This is a genomic window from Streptomyces sp. NPDC005962 (assembly GCF_040629205.1).
Lineage (GTDB): Bacteria > Actinomycetota > Actinomycetes > Streptomycetales > Streptomycetaceae > Streptomyces.
The window spans coordinates 205,196-223,845 of record NZ_JBEXVE010000002.1 but is presented as its reverse complement, the minus strand read 5'-3'; the positions used below and the strand labels follow the sequence as shown (position 1 = coordinate 223,845).

At 72.2% G+C, this 18,650-nt stretch carries 8 protein-coding genes; 3 read left to right on the top strand and 5 right to left on the bottom strand.

Translation table 11 applies throughout. From position 1 onward, the window contains the following. Window positions 1-58: 58 nt before the first annotated feature. A complete protein-coding gene (locus ABZ370_RS04880; RefSeq protein ID WP_358616502.1) occupies window positions 59-1,657 on the bottom strand; it encodes an AMP-binding protein in 1,599 nt (532 codons plus the stop codon). Between the two features lie 281 nt (window positions 1,658-1,938). Between ABZ370_RS04880 and ABZ370_RS04875 the strand changes: the two genes are divergently transcribed. Continuing rightward, on the top strand, window positions 1,939-2,880 hold the full coding sequence (locus ABZ370_RS04875; protein ID WP_358616499.1) for an ACP S-malonyltransferase: 942 nt from the start codon (window positions 1,939-1,941) through the stop codon (window positions 2,878-2,880). Between the two features lie 16 nt (window positions 2,881-2,896). Here the strand turns inward: ABZ370_RS04875 and ABZ370_RS04870 are convergent, their stop codons facing one another. Continuing rightward, window positions 2,897-3,133 (bottom strand): acyl carrier protein, encoded by a 237-nt coding sequence (locus tag ABZ370_RS04870; RefSeq protein WP_358616497.1) that lies wholly within the window; start codon window positions 3,131-3,133, stop codon window positions 2,897-2,899. A gap of 150 nt (window positions 3,134-3,283) precedes the next feature. On the opposite strand from ABZ370_RS04870, the gene ABZ370_RS04865 reads away from it, so the two are divergent. Further along, complete coding sequence (locus ABZ370_RS04865; protein ID WP_358616495.1) at window positions 3,284-4,798, top strand: AMP-binding protein; 1,515 nt, start codon at window positions 3,284-3,286, stop codon at window positions 4,796-4,798. 1 nt (window position 4,799) lies between these two features. Here ABZ370_RS04865 and ABZ370_RS04860 read toward each other — a convergent pair whose 3' ends face one another. Then, window positions 4,800-5,396 carry a TetR/AcrR family transcriptional regulator gene (locus ABZ370_RS04860; RefSeq protein ID WP_358616493.1) on the bottom strand — a complete coding sequence of 199 codons (597 nt, stop codon included), beginning with the start codon at window positions 5,394-5,396 and terminating at the stop codon, window positions 4,800-4,802. Between the two features lie 97 nt (window positions 5,397-5,493). Between ABZ370_RS04860 and ABZ370_RS04855 the strand changes: the two genes are divergently transcribed. After that, the gene (locus ABZ370_RS04855) at window positions 5,494-7,062 is read left to right on the top strand and encodes an MFS transporter (protein WP_358616490.1); all 1,569 of its coding nucleotides are present in this window, start codon (window positions 5,494-5,496) and stop codon (window positions 7,060-7,062) included. Between the two features lie 97 nt (window positions 7,063-7,159). Here ABZ370_RS04855 and ABZ370_RS04850 read toward each other — a convergent pair whose 3' ends face one another. Both ABZ370_RS04850 and ABZ370_RS04845 read right to left on the bottom strand, forming a co-directional pair. Continuing rightward, window positions 7,160-8,398: a cytochrome P450 gene (locus ABZ370_RS04850; RefSeq protein ID WP_358616488.1), complete on the bottom strand. Its 1,239-nt coding sequence runs from the start codon at window positions 8,396-8,398 to the stop codon at window positions 7,160-7,162. 79 nt (window positions 8,399-8,477) lie between these two features. Then, on the bottom strand, window positions 8,478-18,650 hold the full coding sequence (locus ABZ370_RS04845) for a type I polyketide synthase (RefSeq protein WP_358616485.1): 10,173 nt from the start codon (window positions 18,648-18,650) through the stop codon (window positions 8,478-8,480).

Here is an 18,650-nt window from a genome sequence, read left to right as displayed (position 1 = left end):
TACTCCGCAACGAAGAAGAGGCAGGGAGACGATCAGGACGATGAGGGCGACCGTTAGGTCAGGACGGTGCGAGGGCGGTCAGGGCCGCGCGGTCGACCTTGCCGTTGACGGTCAGCGGGAACTCGTCCACCACGTGCAGACCCTGCGGGATCATGTAGCCGGGCAGCGCGGCGCGGCAGAACGCGATGACGTCCCTGGCGTCCGGCGCGGGACCGTCGGGGGCGCGGGTGACGAACGCGTGCAGCACCGGGTCACCGTCCGTGCGCGGCAGGATCATCGCGACAGCGCCGGTGATGCCGGTGAACTCGCCGATGCGGCGCTCCACCTCGCCCAGTTCGACGCGGTTGCCACGGATCTGCACCTGGGAGTCGGCGCGGCCGTGGAAGTACAGCTCACCGTCCGGCCCCATGGTGGCCAGGTCGCCGGTCTTGAACACCAGCTGCCCCGACCTGGGGTCGAACGGGTCGGGGACGACGACGGCGCGGGTGGCCTCCGGGTCGTTCCAGTAGCCGGAGAACAGCGACGGGGTGCGCAGATGGATCTCGCCGAGCACTCCGGGCTCGTCCACCGGGCGGCCGTCGGGCCCGATGAGCAGCATCTCCGCGCCCGCGACCGCGTGGCCAATCGACAGGCGTTCGGTGCCGGGCGGCAGCGGGTTGGGCACTTCGGTGATGGACGCGGCCATCGTCTCGGTGGCCCCGTAGCCGTTGGTGAAGCGCACCTTCGGCAACAACTCCTGGAGGGCGCGCAGTTCCTCCAGGGGGAAGTCCTCCCCGGAGAACGCGATACGCCGCAGCGTGCCGTGCTCGCCCAGCTCGGCCAGCAGGTCGGGCTCGTGGCGCAGCACCGGGCGCCACGCCGACGGGACGGCGTCGACCTGCGTCGTTCCGGTGTCGCGCAGGAACGACAGGAAGCGGCGCGGCCAGTTGAGGCGGTCGCGCGGTACGGGCACCAGCGCGGCGCCGTGGCTGAGGGCGAACCCGATGTCGAACAGGGCGAAGTCGAACTGCAGCGGCGCGGTGCCCGCCACCCGGTCCTCGGCCGTGATCAGCTCCGCGGCCTCCGCGCCGCGCAGGAACGCGATGACCCCGCGGTGGCTCATGACCACGCCCTTGGGGCGGCCCGTCGTGCCCGAGGTGAAGGTGATGTACGCGGTGTCGACGGGGGTGACCGCGCGGCGGCGGCGCACACGTGGCGCGGGCGCCCGCTCCACGGTGAGGCCGCCCGCGCCGAACCGGGCCGTGCCGACGGTCGCGGGGATGCCGGTGCGCTGTCCGTGCGCGGGCTGGAGGTACAGCGCGGGCTCCGCGCTGTCGATGATCGTCAGCAGCCGTTCGTCCGGGGTCTCGGGGCTGACCGGGGTGAACGGCAGCCCCAGAGTGGCGCAGGCGAGGAGCGTGGCCACGGCGTCGGCGTCGGTGTCGGACTCCAGGATGACGCGGTCGCCGACGTCGAGGCCGAGCGCGTCGAGCGCCTCGGCGCAGGCGTCGGTGCGCCGCTCCAGCTCGCCGTAGGTGACCGTCTCCAGACCGCCGTCCGCCGCCGCCTGGATCACGGCAGGCCGGTCGGGGCCCCCGCGGGCGGCGGCCAGCAGATAGGTCCGCAGGTTGTCCACCGATGCGTGCGCCCGGGCGGGACGCGCTCCATTCGGGCTCATGCGCTTCGGGCTCATGCGCCACCCTTCCGATTCGGGCCTTCCCAGTAAATGCCAGGCTGTTTCTAACAGGGCCCTTTTACACCCCACAAGAACTCTCGCCCGCCTACCGGTGAACTAGGGGGCGTTAGGGGTTATGCGGGTACCGGGGGCCAACAAGACTGGCCGGAAAGAATAAGATCGAACTGAACATGCCGAACTGAACAAGCCGAACTGTACGAGATCGAACTTCCGGGCTTTCAGAATGCGCACGCGACGAGCGTGACACAAGGGAGAGCGAGAATATGTCGGCGATTGTCTTTCCTGGAATCGGCCCGACGCGGTTCGCCGACTCGGCACGGTTCCTGGCGGTGCATCCGGTGGCACGCCGCCTGGTCGCCGAGGCGGACCGGGCCCTGGGCTATTCCCTGATCGACCGGTACCGGGAGGCCGAGGCCCGCGGCGACCAGGGCGCGTTCCCCGAACCGGCCCGGATCGCCTTCCTGGTCTCCTGTCTGGCGCTGGCCGAATGGACGGTCGCCGAGCACGAGGTGGCGCCGGTGGCGTGCGCCGGTGCCAGCTTCGGCGGCACCGCGGCGGCGGTGTTCGCCGGGGCGCTGCCGTTCGCCGACGCCGTGGCGATGACCGCCGCGCAGGGCCGCCTGGTGGACGCGTACTTCGCCCGCGAGCACGGCGATCTCGTCGCCCAGTCGTTCGCCCGCGTCCCGTCCGCCCAGTTGGCCGAGATCCGGGCCGAGCTGGACGCGCGCGGCGAATGGAACGAGGTGGCCTGCCACGTCGACCACGACTTCCACATGCTGTCGGTGCGCGAGGAGATGGTGGACTGGCTGCAGCGACGGCTGCGGGCGGTGGGCGGCCTGCCGCTGTACGTCATGCGGCCGCCGATGCACTCGGCCGTCTTCGGCGACCTGCGGACGGAGCTCGAGGCGGAGCTCGCCGCGACCGTGCCGTTCCGCGACCCCGAGATCCCCGTCGTCTCCGACCACGACGGTTCGCTGGTGCGGACGGGCGCGGGGGTACGGGCGCTGCTGCTGGACGCGGTGACCCGGACGGTGCGCTGGCCGGCCGTCGTCGGCGCACTCCAGGGGCTGGGCGTCGAGCGGGTGCACGTCACCGGGCAGGACGGGCTGTGGGGCCGGGTGGACGTCATGACCGAGGCGTTCGAGGTGGTGGCGGTGCGGCCGGAGACGGCCATGCGACCGCGCCGGCGCAGCGCGATCGCATGAGCGGACGGTGGGCGGGTCAGCGCATGGCCGCCAGGGTCTTCCACAGCGTGGTGGGGGTGGCGAAGTTGTCGTCGTTGAGCGCGTCGTCGACGAAACGGACGCCGTACATGTCCTCCAGCGAGGACAGCAGCGCGACCATTCCCATGGAATCGAGGCCGAAGTCACGCAGATTCAGGTCTGCGGTGAGTTCATCCCCCGATTCCAGTAAAGGAAGGTGTTTGCGGAGCAGTTGCCCGAAAGACTCGTCCCACATGCGCGCTCCCCTGTTTTCTCCTGGCCCTTACCGAATGATCGGTGTCCGAATAACCGGCTGCCGAATAGTCGGCGTCGCGGCCAACGTAAGCCCTGCCTCCCGCGAGTCGGCACCCCTATCCACCCCTTTTCTCTCCCCGGAGGAAGGACAATGATCGAGACACCGGTCCCCGGACACGGTCTGCACGAACGGTTTCTGCGCGGTCTGGCGCTGTCGCCCGGCCGGGCCGCGATCCGTGTGGACGACGAGACCCTGACGTACGAGGCGATGCACGAACTGGCGTTGCGCCGGGCGGGGGCGCTGCTGGCCCGGGCCCCGCAAGGTCCGGGCGCCGTCGCCGTCCTGGCGGACAAGAGCCTGACCGCGTACGTGGGGATACTGGCGGCGCTGTACTCGGGCGCCACCCTCGTACCGCTCAATCCGCGGTTCCCCGCCGAGCGCACCCGCCGCATGCTCACCGCGGCGGGCGTCTCGACGGTCGTCGCCGATCCGGTCGGCCGGGCCGCGCTCGCCGAAACCGAGCTCGACCTGCCCGTCCTGGACGAGTCCTCGGCCGCTCCCCCGCTGGACGCGCCGGTGGCCGTGCGGCCGTCGGACATCGCGTACGTCCTGTTCACCTCGGGGTCGACGGGCCGCCCCAAGGGCGTGCCGATGACCCACGGGGCCAACGACCACTACTTCACCCTGCTGGACCGGCGCTACGACTTCGGCCCCGGCGATGTGTTCTGCCAGAACGTGGGCCTCAACTTCGACTGCGCGATGTTCGAGCTGTTCTGCGCCTGGGGACGCGGCGCCCCGGTGCACGCCATTCCCCCCGCGGCCCACCGGGACCTGCCCGCGTTCCTCGCCGAGCGGCGGATGACCGTGTGGTTCTCCACCCCGAGCGGTACGTCGTTCATCCGGCGGATGGGCGGACTGACCCCCGGGGCGATGCCCACACTGCGGTGGAGCTTCTTCGCGGGCGAGGCGCTGCTGTGCGACGACGCCGCCGCCTGGCAGGCCGCCGCGCCGAACTCGCGGATCGAGAATCTCTACGGGCCGACCGAGCTGACCGTCACCATCACCGGCCACCGCTGGTCACCGGAGACGTCACCGGGCCGGGCGGTGAACGGCGTCGTGCCGATCGGAAACGTGCACCCCGGCCATGACCATCTGCTGCTCGACGGGGACACCGAGTCGGCGGTGGAAGGCGAACTGTGTATCACCGGGCCGCAGATGACGCCCGGCTATCTGGACCCCGAGGACAACGAGGGCCGGTTCCTGGAGCGCGACGGCCGCCGCTGGTACCGGACGGGCGACCGGGTACGGCGGCTGGACGACGCCGAGCTGATGTATCTCGGCCGACTGGACACCCAGGTCCAGATCCAGGGCTTCCGGGTCGAACTGGCCGAGGTCGACCATGTCGTCCGGCGGTGTACGGGCGTCCAGAACGCCGCCACCGTGACCCGCCCGGCGCCGGGTGGCGGGCTGGAACTCGTCCTCTACTACACCGGCGACCGCATGGCGCCGGTGGCGCTGCACCGCGAGCTGTCCGCGCATTTGCCCGACCCCATGGTGCCCAAGGTGTTCCGGCATGTGGCGGAGTTCCCGCTGAACGCCAACCACAAGGTGGACCGGGGGCGGCTGGCCCGCGAGGCGGCCGCGGCGGCGGAGGGCCCGTCGTAAATCAGACGGCCATTCCCGACCCGAAGCGGCGGGCGTCCTCGACGACCGTCCGCAGCGCCTCGGCGAGCGACGCGCCCGTCGAGGCGTGCTCGGGGTCGATGACCCACTGCATCATCACGCCGCTGAGCAGCGCGTGGTAGAACTGCCCGACCGCGGTCTCGGTGTGCGGGGGCAACTCCTCGCCGCCGAGGAGGAGTTCCACCAGGCCCTTCTGGGCCTGCTGCTGTGCCTCGGCGATGAAGCTGCGGACCTCGGGTACGTGCTCGATCTGGGAGATCGCCTCGAACTGGGCGGCCCATACCGGGCGGTGCCGCTCGAAGAGCTCGATCACCCGTGTCCAGGCCCGCTCGAACCGTCCGATCGGGTCGTCGGGCAGGTCTCCCACATCGGCCACGGCCCGCTTCAGCTCCTGGGCCCACTCCTCCAGCGCCTCCATGATGGCGGCATTGAGCAGGGCCTCCTTGGTGCCGTAGTGGTAGCCGATCGAGGCCAGGTTGGCGCCGGACGCCTCGACGATGTCCCGCGCGGTGGTGCGGGCGTACCCCTTCGCGTACAGGCAGCGCTTCGCCCCGGCCAGCAGGTCCTCTCGGTGTCCCATGCCGGGGAGTCTAGTCGCACGACCAGAGATCTGTCTTAGACAAGCGTCCTAGACAGATTACTTATACAAATCTAGAGTCAACGCCATGACTCAGGCCATGACTCACGAACGAGCAAGCCGGAAAGAGTGGATCGGCCTTGCCGTCCTCGTCATCCCGGTCCTTCTGATGTCGATGGACATGACCGTCCTGTACTTCGCGCTGCCGTTCCTCAGTGCGTCCCTGGAACCGAGTGCCACGCAGCAGTTATGGATCGTGGACATCTACGCGTTCATGCTCGCCGGGCTGCTCATCACCATGGGCACCCTCGGCGACCACATCGGCCGCAGACTGCTGCTGATGCTGGGGGCCGTGGTGTTCGGCGCCGCGTCCCTGGGCGCCGCCTACGCGGGCAGCGCCGAGCTGCTGATCGCCGCGCGTGCCGTCCTGGGCATCGCCGGGGCCGTGCTCGCGCCGTCGACCCTCGCGCTGATCCGCAACATGTTCCACGATCCCACCGAGCGCCGCACCGCCATCGCGATCTGGACGGCGGGCCTCTCCGGTGGCGCCGCGCTGGGGCCGATCGTGTCGGGGCTGCTGCTGGAGAAGTTCTGGTGGGGCTCGGTCTTCCTGATCAACATCCCCGTCATGGCCGTGATCCTGCTGCTGGGCCCGCTGCTGCTGCCGGAGTACCGCGCCCCGCGGCCCGGCCGGTTCGACCTCCTCGGCGCCGCCCTGTCGCTGGGCACCGTGCTCCCGGTCATCTACGGCATCAAGGAACTGGCCAACGACGGCTTCGCGTGGAAGTACGCGGCCAGCACGGCCGCCGGGGTCGTCATCGGTGTGCTGTTCTTCCTCCGTCAGCGCTCGGCTGCCAACCCGCTGATCGACCTCAGCCTCTTCCGCGACCGGGGGTTCAGCGCGTCCATCGGCGTCAACCTGGTGTCCCTGTTCGCGATGGTCGGCTTCCTGCTGTTCGCCACCCAGTGGATTCAACTGGTCTACGGGCTCAGCCCGTTGAAGGCCGGATTGTGGACACTGCCCGCGCCACTGGCGGTGGCGGTGACGACAACGGTGGCCGCCGTGCTCGCCAAGTCCATCCGCCCCGGCTACATCATCAGCGCCGGCATGGTCATCGCCACCGCCGGATTCGTCGTCATGACGCAGCTGCGCGCCGATTCGAGCCTGGCCGTCGCGGTGATCGGTGCGACGGTGATCTCGGGCGGGGTGGGCATGGCGATCCCCCTCACCGCCGACCTGATCGTCTCCGCGGCGCCACCGGAGCGTGTGGGCGCGGCCTCGGCGCTGCCGGAGACCAGCAACCAGCTCGGCGGGGCGCTCGGGGTGGCCATCCTGGGCAGCATCGGTTCCGCCATCTACACCCGCGATGTGTCCGACGCGACGTCCCGACTTCCGCACGAGGCCGCCGACGCCGCGCAGGGCTCGCTCGGTGGCGCCGCGGAGGTGGCCAAGCACCTGCCCGACCGTGCGAGCGAGCCGCTCCTCCAGGTCGCCGGGGAGGCGTTCACCCGAGGTATGAACATCAGCGCCATGGTCGCCGGGGCCGTCATGCTGGTGGGCGCCGTGGCCACCGCGCTGCTCATGCGCCACGTCACGACTCCCGCCGCCGCACCGGCCACGGCCGCCCCGGCCAAGGCCGAGCCCGCTCCCGCGCCCAGCACGGAGTGAGCGCTGCCCCTGCCGTACGAGGAAGTGACGACGGAGTCCCTGCGCGATGGTCGCGCAGGGACTCCGTCCGTACGGGCCTTACGGGCCTTACGGGCCGTCAGCGGCCGAGGATCACGGGGAGCGTGGTGTAGCCGGTCAGCCCCATGACGGCGCGGCGCTCGGGCGTACCGGCCTGCTCGATCTTCGGGAACGTGTCGATGAGCTTCGGGAAGAGTTCGGCGCCCTCGATGCGCGCGAGGCTGCCGCCGAAGCAGTAGTGGGCTCCGGCGCTGAAGCTCAGGTGGGGGCCGTTGTCGCGGGTCAGGTTCAGGCGGTGCGGGTCGGGGAACCGGCGCGGGTCGCGGTTGGCGGCGGCGAGCAGGGTCAGGACGAGCACCCCCTCGGGTATCTCGGCACCGGCGATGGTGACCGGCCGTGTGGTGACCCTGCTCGCCGCGGTGGTGTGGGTGGTGTGGCGCAGCAGTTCCTCCACGGCCGACGGTGTGATGCTCTTGTCCGCGCGCCAGCGGTTCAGCTCGTCGGGGTGGTCGAGGAGCGCGAGCACCCCGCTCGCGACGAGGTTGGTGGTGGCCGCGAAGCCCGCGGTGAACAGGAACAGGATGAGCGCCATCAGCTCGTCCTCGTCGAGACGGCCGTTGGTGGCCTCCTGGACGAGGGAGGACATCAGGTCGTCGCGCGGACTGGCGCGGCGACTCTTGATCACCTCACGGAAGTACTCGGCCAGCTCCTCGGCCGCGGCGTCGGCGCGCACCAGGTCTTCGTCGGTGTAGAGGCCGGAGAAGACGTGTGACCAGTCGTCGGCCAGCTTCCAGAGGTGATTGCCGTCCTCGAACGGAAGGCCGAGCATGTCGCTGATGACGGCGACCGGGAACGGCACGGCCAGCAGGTCGACGAGGTCGACCGGCTCGCCGCCGTCGGCCCGCTCGACGAGGCCGTCGATGAGTCCGGTGGTCAGCCGCTCCACCGCGGGCTGCATCGTCTTGATCTTGTTGGGGGTGAAGACGCGGGCAGCCAGACCGCGGATGCGGCCGTGGTCGGGCTGGTTGAGGGTGACCATCGAGTTCAGGTACATGCGCAGGGAGAGATGGTCGGCCCAGTCCTCGCGCATCTGGGTGGCGGCACGGGCGCCGCTCTGGACGTCGGGCAGCCGCAGGAACTCGGTGACCTCCTCATACCCGGACATCACCCACACGCCGAGCGCGGCGGCGTTGTGGACCCGATTCACCGACTGCAGCGTCTCGTAGAGGGGAAAGGGGTCGGCGGGGAAGGGCGGCGAGATGAGCGCGATCAGCGCTTCGTCGGCCTGCTGGGCCGTCGGGGTCGTTTCGGTGGTCATCTGGGGCGTTCTCCTCGGTGTGGTGCCTGTGTGTGGTGCCTTGGTTGGGTGTGGCGGTTGGGTGTGGTCCGGTGCGCGGCTACGGTGCGGACCGGGTGTCCAGTTCGTCGTCGAGGACGTCGAACAGCTCGTCGGCCGAGAGCGATGCGAGGTCGGCCTCCTCGCCCCCGTCCGGCCGGTGGGTCTCCAGCCAACCGGCCGTCAGCGCACGCAGCCGGTCGGCGACTCGGCCGTAGGCCTCCTCGTCCGGTGTCGCCGACGCCAACGCCGCCTCCAGCCGGGCCAGTTCGGCATCGAGTGGCGACCCGGCTGGCTCCTGGCGCTCCTCGCCGCCGCTGAGCTGCTCGCGCAACTCGTCGGCGACCGCGGCGGGCGTCGGATGGTCGAACACCAGCGTGGCGGGCAGCTTCAGCCCGGTCGCCGCGCGCAGGCCGTTGCGCAACTCCACGGCGGTGAGCGAGTCGAAGCCCAGGTCCTTGAACGCCCGGTCGGCCCGGACGGCGTCGGACCCGTCGTGGCCGAGCACCGCCGCGACCTGCGTCCGCACCAGGTCCAGCAGCAGGCCGTCGCGTTCGGCGTCGTCGGCCAGGGCCGCCAGCCTCCGCCGCAGCCCCGCGCCGCCGTCCCCGCCGCCCGCCACACCCGGGCCCCCGGCACGGCGGCGCGAAGTGGGCACCAGTCCGCGCAGCAACCCCGGGAGCCGGTCGGCGGGGCGTGCGCGCAGGGCGCCCGCGTCCAGGCGGAACGGCGCCAGCGCGGGCTCCCGCGTACGCAACGCGTCGTCCAGCAGCGCCAAGCCCTCCTCCTGCGACAGTGCGGGCAGGCCCATGCGCAGCATGCGTTTCCGGTCGGCCTCGGCCAGCTCGCCGAGACCGGTGTCGGCCTCCCACAGCCCGAACGCCAGCGATGTCACGGGCAGACCGGCGCGGTGGCGGTGGTGGGCGAGCGCGTCCAGGAACACGTTCGCCGCCGCGTAGTTGCCCTGCCCCGCGGCCAGCAGGAGCCCTGCGAGCGAGGAGAACAGGACGAACGCCGACAGGTCGCGGTCGGCCGTCAGCTCGTGCAGGTTCCAGGCCCCGTCCACCTTGGGCCGCAGGACCGCGTCCATGGCCTCCGGCGTGAGCCCCCGGACCAGCCCGTTGTCCACGACACCGGCCGCGTGGACGACCGCGTCGACCGGATGGCGGTCCAGTACTCCGGCGAGCGCGGCGCGATCGGCCACATCGCACGCCTCGATGGCCACGTGCGCGCCGTGGGCCGCCAGTTCGGTGCGCAGTTCCGCCGCGCCCGGCGCGCTCTCGCCCCGGCGGCTGGTCAGGACGAGCCGCCGGACGCCGTGTGCCGTCACCAGGTGGCGGGCGACCAGGGCACCGAGGCCACTGGTCCCGCCCGTGATCAGCACCGTGGACGCCCGGTCCCACGGACCGTGCGCCTCGTCCACGGCGGCAGCGGGAACCCGGGCGAACTCGGGGACCAGCAACTCACCGCCCCGGATCGCCATCTCGGGCGCGTCGGCCGCGGCGATCAGGGGTGACACGGTGGCCTCGTCGTCGAGGTGATCGAGGTCGTCGAGGTCGAGCAGCAGGAACCGGCCGGGATTCTCCGCCGCGGCCGCCCGGACCAGACCCCACACGGGCGCCTGGCTCAAGTCGACGTCCTCGCCCTCGACCGACACCGCACGACGGGTGACGACCGCGAGCTTCTCCTCGTCCCTGCCGTGATCGGCCAGCCACTCCTGGAGCCGCGTCAGCACCTCGGCCAGGACGCGGCGTACGGCCTCGGGCGTGTCCTCCGCAGCCTGCGGGACCTCGTACACCTCGACGGGCGCCTCGACAGGTGTCTCCGGCGCGGGGCGAGCGGCGGCCTTGGTCCAGGTGAGGGCGAACAGCGACTCGCGGTGGTCACCGCCCCTCCGCAACTGCCCGACCGAAACGGGCCGCGATGCCAGGGCGGCAACGGAAAGGACGGGCGCGCCGGTCTCGTCGGCGACCAGCACCTCCGTGCCGTCGCCCCCGTCCCGGTGCGACAGCCGGACGCGCAGCGCCGAGGCACCGGCCCGGTGGAGTACGACGCCGCCCCAGGAGAACGGCAACTCCGGCGCACCGTCGTCGTCACCCTCGATCAGGCCGCCGTGCATCGCCGCGTCCAGCAGCGCCGGATGCACACCGAACCGGGCCGCCTCCGCCCCGTCCTCCAGCGCGACCTCGGCGAACACCTCGTCGTCGCCGCGCCGCCAGGCCGCCCTGAGCCCCTGGAAGGCCGGGCCGTAGTCATACCCCCGGGCGAGCAGCCGCTCATAGGCGCCGTCCACCGGAAGCGGCGTCGCGTCGACCGGCGGCCAGACGCTCAGATCGGACGACGGTGACGTGGTGGCGGACGGGACGATGCCACCGGCCGCGTTGCGGGTCCAGGTCTCGTCGTCGAGGGACGAGTAGATCTCGATGGTGCGCGCGGCGTCGGAGGCGTCCGGGCCGCCGACCACGACCCGCACCGCGACCCCGCCCTTCTCGGGAACGATGAGTGGCGCTTCGAGGGTCAGCTCGTCGATGGCCTCGCATCCCACCTGCTGGGCGGCGTGCAACGCCAGCTCGACCAGCCCGGTGCCGGGCAGCAGCAGAGTGCCCAGCACATCGTGGTCGGCGAGCCAGGGGTGGGAGTCGAGGGAGAGCCGCCCGGTGAACACGGCCCCGCCGGTGTCCGGCAGCACGATCCTCGCGCCCAGCAGCGGATGGTCGACCGCGTCGGCCCCGGCGAGGGCCTTGGACTGCTCGACCAGCCAGTACCGCTTGCGCTGGAACGGATACGTGGGCAACTCGACCCGCCGGGCACCACGCCCCGCGAACACCGCACCCCAATCCACCGCCACCCCAGCGGTGTACAACCGCCCAACCCCGGCGAACACCCCCTCCACCTCGGACCGATCGCGGCGCAATGTGGCCGCCATCGTGCCCTCGACGGACTGCTGCGCCATCGCCGTCAGCACACCATCCGGCCCGATCTCCAGGAACCGGGTCACACCCTCCGCGTCCAACTGCCGTACGTCGTCGGCGAACCGGACCGCCTCCCGTACATGCCGCACCCAGTACTCCGCCGACGCCACATCCTTGACGAAACGGACCATCGGCTCGCGGTACTCCACACTCTCCGCGACCTTGCGGAACTCCTCCAGCATCGGGTCCATCAAGGGGGAATGGAATGCGTGCGAGACGGACAGGCGGCTCGTCTTACGGTCACCGAACCGGGCAGCAACCGCCGCTACGGCATCCTCCGCACCGGAGACCACCACCGACGACGGCCCATTGACCGCAGCGATCCCCACCTCACCATCCAGCAGCGGCGCCACCTCCTCCTCCGTGGCCTGAATCGCCACCATCGCCCCACCCGACGGCAACGCCCCCATCAACCGCCCCCGCGCCACCACCAACCGCGTCGCATCCTCCAGGCTGAACACGCCCGCGACATGGGCCGCCGCCAGCTCTCCGATCGAATGGCCGACGAAGAAGTCTGGACGAAGCCCCCAGGACTCCACCAGCCGATACAGCGCCACTTCCAGAGCGAAGATCGCGGGCTGAGTGAACTCCGTACGATGCAACACCGCCGCATCATCACCCCACACCACATCCTTCAACGGAAGCCCCGACGCCTCACACACCGCATCGAACGCCACCGCGAACACCGGAAAGCTGCCATACAACTCCCGCCCCATCCCCAGGCGTTGACTCCCCTGCCCCGTGAACAGGAACGCCACCTTGCCGCCCCCACCCGACGCCGCCACACCACTGACCGTCTCCGAACCGACCAGCACCGCACGATGCTCCAGCGCAGCCCGCCCCATCGCCGCCGAGAACCCCACATCAAGCTCATCGTGATCGGCGGCGAAGGCGCCGATCCGCTGAATCTGGGCTTGGAGTGCGTCATGCGTCTTCGCCGACACGACGATGGGCGCCACCGGGAGTTCACGGCGCTCCTGGCGCTCGTCCTCGACCGGCGGGGCTTCTTCGACGATCACATGGGCGTTCGTCCCACTGATGCCGAAGGACGAGACGCCCGCACGGCGCGGGCGCTCGCCACGCCGCCACTCCCTCGGCTCGGTCAGCAGCCGGACATTGCCCGCCGACCAGTCCACCTGCGGCGTCGGCTCCTGGACATGCAGCGTCCTCGGCAACACGCCATGGCGCATCGCCTGCACCATCTTGATGATGCCCGCCACCCCGGCGGCGGCCTGGGTGTGGCCCATGTTGGACTTGACCGACCCCAGCCACAGCGGCTCTTCCCGCCCCTGCCCATACGTGGACAGCAGCGCCTGCGCCTCGATCGGATCGCCCAGCGTGGTCCCCGTGCCATGCGCCTCGACCGCGTCCACCTCGCCCGCCGACAGGCCCGCGTTCGCCAACGCCTGACGAATGACACGCCGCTGCGACGGACCGTTCGGGGCCGAGATGCCGTTGCTGGCGCCGTCCTGGTTCAGGGCGCTCCCCCGCACCACCGCCAGCACCGGATGGCCCTGGCGGCGAGCCTCCGACAGCCGCTCGACCAGCAGCATGCCCACGCCCTCGCCCCACCCGGTGCCGTCCGTGGAAGAGGAGAAGGACTTACAGCGGCCGTCTGCCGCCAGGCCGCGCTGTTCGCTGAAGTCGATGAACGACTGCGGCGTTCCCATGACGGTCACGCCGCCGACGAGGCCGAGTGAGCATTCGCCGGAACGCAGCGCCTGGGCCGCCCAGTGCAGGGCGACCAGCGACGACGAGCACGCCGTGTCCACGGTCACCGCAGGGCCTTCGAGGCCGAGGGTGTAGGCGACCCGGCCGGAGACGAGGCTGCCGCCGCCGGTGCCGCCGGAGTAGTCGTGGTACATGACCCCGGCGAACACACCTGTCGGGGTGCCCTTCAAGGTGCCCGGGTCGATCCCGGCGCGCTCCAGCGCCTCCCACGACACCTCCAGCAGCAGCCGCTGCTGCGGGTCCATCTCGCGGGCCTCGCGGGGGCTGATGCCGAAGAAGTCCGCGTCGAACTCCGCCGCGTCGTGCAGGAAACCGCCGTCGCGCACATAGGTCTTGCCGGGTTTGCCGGGCTCGGGGTCGTAGATGTCCTCGACGCCCCAGCCACGGTCGGCCGGAAACTCCGAGACCGCGTCCACACCCTCGTCGACCAGCCGCCACAACCCCTCCGGCGAGTCCACCCCACCCGGATAGCGGCACGCCATCGCGACGATGGCGATCGGCTCGTCGTCCGCCCGGGCGGTGGCGGTCGCGACCGGGGTGTTCTCGACGGCGCCGGACAGCTCGCCGAGGAGGTGGCGGGCCAGCTCGCCGGGGGTCGGGTAGTCGAAGACGAGGGTGGCGGGCAGCCGGAGACCGGTGGCGGCGCCCAGGAGGTTGCGCAGTTCGACCGCGGTGAGGGAGTCGAAACCAAGGTCGCGGAAGGCCCGTTCGGGGTCGATGGCCTCGGCGCCGGCGCTGCGGAGGACGGTGGCGGCCCGGGCGCGGACGAGGCCGAGGAGTTCGGCGGCGCGTTCGTCGTCGGTGAGTGCGGCCAGGCGCTGCCGCAGCGCTCCGGTCGCGGAGGCGGTGGCGTCGGCGACGCGGCGCGACCGGCCGCGAACGAGGCCGCGCAGGAGCGGCGGGGGCGTGTCGAAGGCCGCCGGGTCGAACCGGGCGGGCACCAGCGCGGGGTCCACGCCACCGGCGGCGGCGTCGAGCAGCGCGAGGCCCTCTTCCGGTGCCAGGGTGCGCAGGCCCGCCTGGTCCAGGCCGTCCGCCATGCCGTCCCCGGCCCACGGGCCCCAGGCCAGCGACAACGCGGGGAGACCGTGCGCGTGGCGGTGGTACGCGAGGGCGTCGAGGAACGTGTTGGCGGCCGCGTAGTTGCCCTGTCCGGGAGCGCCGAGGACGCCCGCGACGGACGAGAAGAGGACGAACGCGGTGAGCCCCATGTCGCGGGTGAGTTCGTGGAGATGCCATGCCGCGTCCGCCTTCGGGCGCAGCACGTGGTCGACGCGGTCGGGTGTCAGCGAGGCGATCACGCCGTCGTCCAGTACGCCCGCCGTGTGCACGACCCCGCCGATGGCCCGGCCGTCGAGCAGCGTGGCCAGGGCGTCGCGGTCGGACACGTCGCACCCCGCCACTTCGGCCTCGGCGCCCAGCGCCGTCAGCTCCTCGGCCAGCTCGGCGGCGCCCGGCGCCTCCGGTCCGCGGCGGCTGGTCAGCAGCAGCCGCCGCACCCCGTGCCGGGTGACGAGGTGGCGAGCGACGGCGGCGCCGAGGGCGCCCGTTCCGCCGGTGATCAGGACGGGGCGTTCCGTGTCCCAGACGAGGGTGTCCGGGCTGAGTGGCACCCTGGTCAGCCGCGGTACGCGCACCTCGCCGCCACGGATGCACAGTTCGGGTTCACCGGTCTTCAGGGCGGCGCGCGGATCTGCAGGGGAGTCCGTGTCGACGAGGACGACGCGGCCGGGGTTCTCGCTCGCGGCGGCGCGTACCAGTCCCCGGACGGCGGCGTGGCCGAGGTCGGAGCCGTCGATCGCGCCGTGGGTGACGACGACGAGGGTGGCGTCTCGATCGGCCGCCGCCTGTACGGCTGCCAGCGCGCCGCCCACCGCCGCGCGCACCGCGGTCGGCGTGTCGCCGGTGGTCGGCGGGCAGTGGTGGACGGCCACTTCGGCGTCGTCGTCCGGCGACGCACCGCCGGTGGCGGGGACCCACTCGACGCGGAAGAGGGCGTCCGTGACCTGGGCCGAGGCCAGGGCGAGACCGTCCGCGGTGACGGGGCGCAGCGTCAGCGCGCCGACCGAGGCGACGGGCCGTCCCATGGCGTCGGCCAGCTCCAGCGACACCGTGTCGTCGCTCCGGAGGCGCAGGCGGACGCGGGCGGCCGTGGCGCCTTCGGTGTGCAGTGTGACGTCCGACCAGGAGAACGGAAGGACGGTCGCGGCGCCGTCCGCCAGGTCGAGCGCGTGCAACGCCGAGTCGAGCAGGGCGGGGTGGAGGCCGAAGCGTCCGGCGTCGATACCTGCCGGGAGGGCGACCTCGGCGAACATCTCGTCGCCGCGCCGCCACGCGGTGCGCAGTCCGTGGAACGCGGGCCCGTAGGCGAGCCGCTCATAGAGCCCTTCGGCGGCCAGGGGTTCGGCGTCGCGCGGTGGCCACGCGGCGAGGTCGGTGGACGGTTCACCGGCGTCGGGTGCCAGGACCCCTTCGGCGTGCTGAACCCATTCGCGGTCGAGGGGGGCGTCGTCGGCGCGGGAGTACACGGCCACCGGGCGGCGGCCGGACGCGTCGGGCGCGTCGACGGCGACCTGGAGGTGGACGCCGCCGTGTTCGGGCAGGATCAGGGGCGCGCCCAGGGTGAGTTCCTCGACGCGGTGGCATCCCACCTGGTCTCCGGCTCGTATGGCCAGTTCCACGTACGCGGTGCCGGGCAGGAGTACGGAGCCGAGCACGGTGTGGTCGGACAGCCAGGGGTGGGCTCCGGTGGCCAGCCGTCCGGTGAACACCACACCGTCGGAGCCGGGCAGCCGCACCATCGCGCCGAGCAGCGGGTGGTCGGGCCGGTCGAGTCCGGCGGAGGTGAGGTCACCGCCGTGGCCGCTCTTGTCGAGCCAGTAGCGGGCGCGCTGGAAGGGGTAGGTGGGCAGGTCGACCCGCCGGGCGCCACGTCCGTCGAACACGCCCGCCCAGTCGACGCGCAGGCCCGCGGCGTGCAGTTGGCCGAGGGCGGTGAGGACGGCGACGGGTTCGGGGTCGCGGCGGCGCAGCGCCGGGACGAGTACGGCGGTATCGGCGGTGGTGGTGAGGCACTGCCGGGCCATGGCGGTCAGCACACCGTCGGGCCCCAGCTCCACGTACCGGGTGACGCCTTCGGCCTCCAGTCGGGCGACCGCGTCGGCGAACCGGACCGTCTCACGGACGTGGCGCACCCAGTGGCCGGCGGTGGTGACCTCGCCGTCCGCCATGACCGGGATGCGCGGCTCGGCGTAGGTGACGGTCTCGGCGACGTGGCGGAACTCGTCGAGCATCGGGTCCATCAGCGGCGAGTGGAAGGCGTGCGAGACGGTGAGGCGGTTGGTCCTGCGGGCGCCGAGCCGTTCGAGGGCCGCCGCGACGGCTGCCGTCACGGCGTCCTCGGTGCCGGAGAGCACCACCGAGGCGGGGCTGTTGACGGCGGCGATGCCGACGCCCTCGCCGAGCAGCGGGGCCACTTCGTCCGGCGTGGCTTCGACGGCCACCATGGCGCCGCCGGGCGGCAGCGCGCCCATCAGCCGGGCCCGGGCGGTGATGAGCCGGGCCGCGTCGGCGAGGGTGAACACCCCGGCCACATGGGCGGCGGCCAGTTCGCCGATCGAGTGTCCGGCGACGAAGTCGGGCCGTACGCCCCAGGATTCCAGCAGCCGGAACAGCGCCACTTCGAGTGCGAAGACGGCGGGCTGGGTGAACTCGGTGCGGTGCAGGGCGACTTCGTCGTTCCACACCGCCTCGCGTACGGCGGGGTCGAGCGCGGCGCACACCTCGTCGAAGGCGCGCGCGAAGACGGGGAACGCCGCGTGCAGCTCCCGGCCCATGCCGAGGCGCTGGCTGCCCTGGCCGGTGAACAGGAAGGCGGTCAGCCCGGTCGGCCGGGCGGCGGCGCCGAGGGCCGCGTCGTCCGTGTCGTCCGCCAGCGCGGTCAGCGCGGTCAGGAGTTCTTCGCGGTCGCTGCCGATGACGACGGCGCGGCGGGTCAGGGCGGCACGGCCGGTGGCGAGGGAGAATCCCACGTCCACGGGGTCCAGGCCGAGCGTGTTCCGCAGGAGGTCGGCAAGTTGCCGGGCCTGGGCGCGCAGGGCGGCCGTGCTGCGGGCGGACAGGGGCAGCGGCACGGGGACGGCCGACGGCCGCCCGGCGGACCGGGGCTCGGGGTCGGCGTCGGGGTCCGCCTGCTCGATGATGACGTGGGCGTTGGTCCCGCTGACGCCGAACGAGGAGACCGCGGCGCGGCGCGGACGGCCGGTGTCGGGCCAGGCGCGGGCCTCGGTGAGGAGGCGTACGTTTCCGGCGTCCCAGTCCACCTGCGGTGTCGCCGCGTCGATGTGCAGGGTCTTCGGCAGGGTGCCGTGCCGGATGGCCTCGACCATCTTGATGACGCCCGCGACCCCGGCGGCGGCCTGGGAGTGGCCGATGTTGGACTTGATGGACCCCAGCCACAGCGGCTCCGCACGCTCCTGCCCGTAGGTGGCGAGCAGCGCCTGCGCCTCGATCGGGTCGCCGAGCGAGGTTCCGGTGCCGTGTCCCTCCATGGCGTCGACGTCGGCGGTCGTCAGCCCGGCCGCGGTGAGCGCCTGCTTGATGACGCGGCGCTGGGAGGGGCCGTTGGGGGCGCTGAAGCCGTTGGACGCGCCGTCCTGGTTGACCGCCGAGCCGCGCACCACGGCCAGCACGGGGTGGCCGTTGCGGCGGGCGTCGGACAGCTTCTCCAGCAGCAGGACGCCCGCGCCCTCGCCCCAGCCGGTGCCGTCGGCGGAGGCGGCGAACGAGCGGCAGCGGCCGTCGGGCGAGAGCCCGCGCTGCTCGCTGAACTCGACGAACGTCTCGGGCGTGGCCATGACGCTGACGCCCCCCGCCAGCGCCAGCGTGCACTCCCCCGTCCGCAGCGCCTGCGCCGCCCACTGCATCGCCACCAGCGAGGAGGAGCAGGCGGTGTCGACGGTGACCGCCGGGCCCTCGAAGCCGAGGCTGTAGGCGACACGTCCGGACACCAGGCTGCCGTCGCTGCTGGTGATGCCGTAGTCGTGGTACATCGCGCCGGCGAAGACACCGGTACGGCTGCCGCGCAGCGCCGCCGGGTCGAGGCCCGCCCGTTCCACCGCCTCCCAGGTGATCTCCAGCAGCAGCCGTTGCTGCGGGTCCATGGTGAGGGCCTCGCGCGGGCTGATGCCGAAGAACTCGGGATCGAAGTCGGCGGCGTCGTACAGGAAACCGCCGTGGCGGACGTAGCTCTTGCCGGGCTTTCCGGGCTCCGGGTCGTACAGGGCGCTCACGTCCCAGCCACGGTCGGCGGGGAACGGGCCGATGGCGTCGCGGCCGTCGGCGACCAGCTCCCACAGGCCCTCCGGGGAGGTGACACCGCCGGGGAAACGGCAGGCCATGCCGATGATCGCGACGGGTTCGGCGGCGGTGTGCGCGGCGGCGCGCAGGCTCTCGTTGTCCTGCCGCAGCCGCTCGTTCTCCACGAGCGAGCCGCGCAGCGCCTCGACGATCTCCTCGACCTTGGCTTCCAC

What these genes read in the sequence shown, in the direction of transcription:
- ABZ370_RS04880 (WP_358616502.1), bottom strand. Translation starts at nt 1,657, where the DNA reads ATGAGCCCGAATGGAGCGCGTCCCGCCCGGGCGCACGCATCGGTGGAC.
- ABZ370_RS04875 (WP_358616499.1), top strand. Translation starts at nt 1,939, where the DNA reads ATGTCGGCGATTGTCTTTCCTGGAATCGGCCCGACGCGGTTCGCCGAC.
- ABZ370_RS04870 (WP_358616497.1), bottom strand. Translation starts at nt 3,133, where the DNA reads ATGTGGGACGAGTCTTTCGGGCAACTGCTCCGCAAACACCTTCCTTTA.
- ABZ370_RS04865 (WP_358616495.1), top strand. Translation starts at nt 3,284, where the DNA reads ATGATCGAGACACCGGTCCCCGGACACGGTCTGCACGAACGGTTTCTG.
- ABZ370_RS04860 (WP_358616493.1), bottom strand. Translation starts at nt 5,396, where the DNA reads ATGGGACACCGAGAGGACCTGCTGGCCGGGGCGAAGCGCTGCCTGTAC.
- ABZ370_RS04855 (WP_358616490.1), top strand. Translation starts at nt 5,494, where the DNA reads ATGACTCACGAACGAGCAAGCCGGAAAGAGTGGATCGGCCTTGCCGTC.
- ABZ370_RS04850 (WP_358616488.1), bottom strand. Translation starts at nt 8,398, where the DNA reads ATGACCACCGAAACGACCCCGACGGCCCAGCAGGCCGACGAAGCGCTG.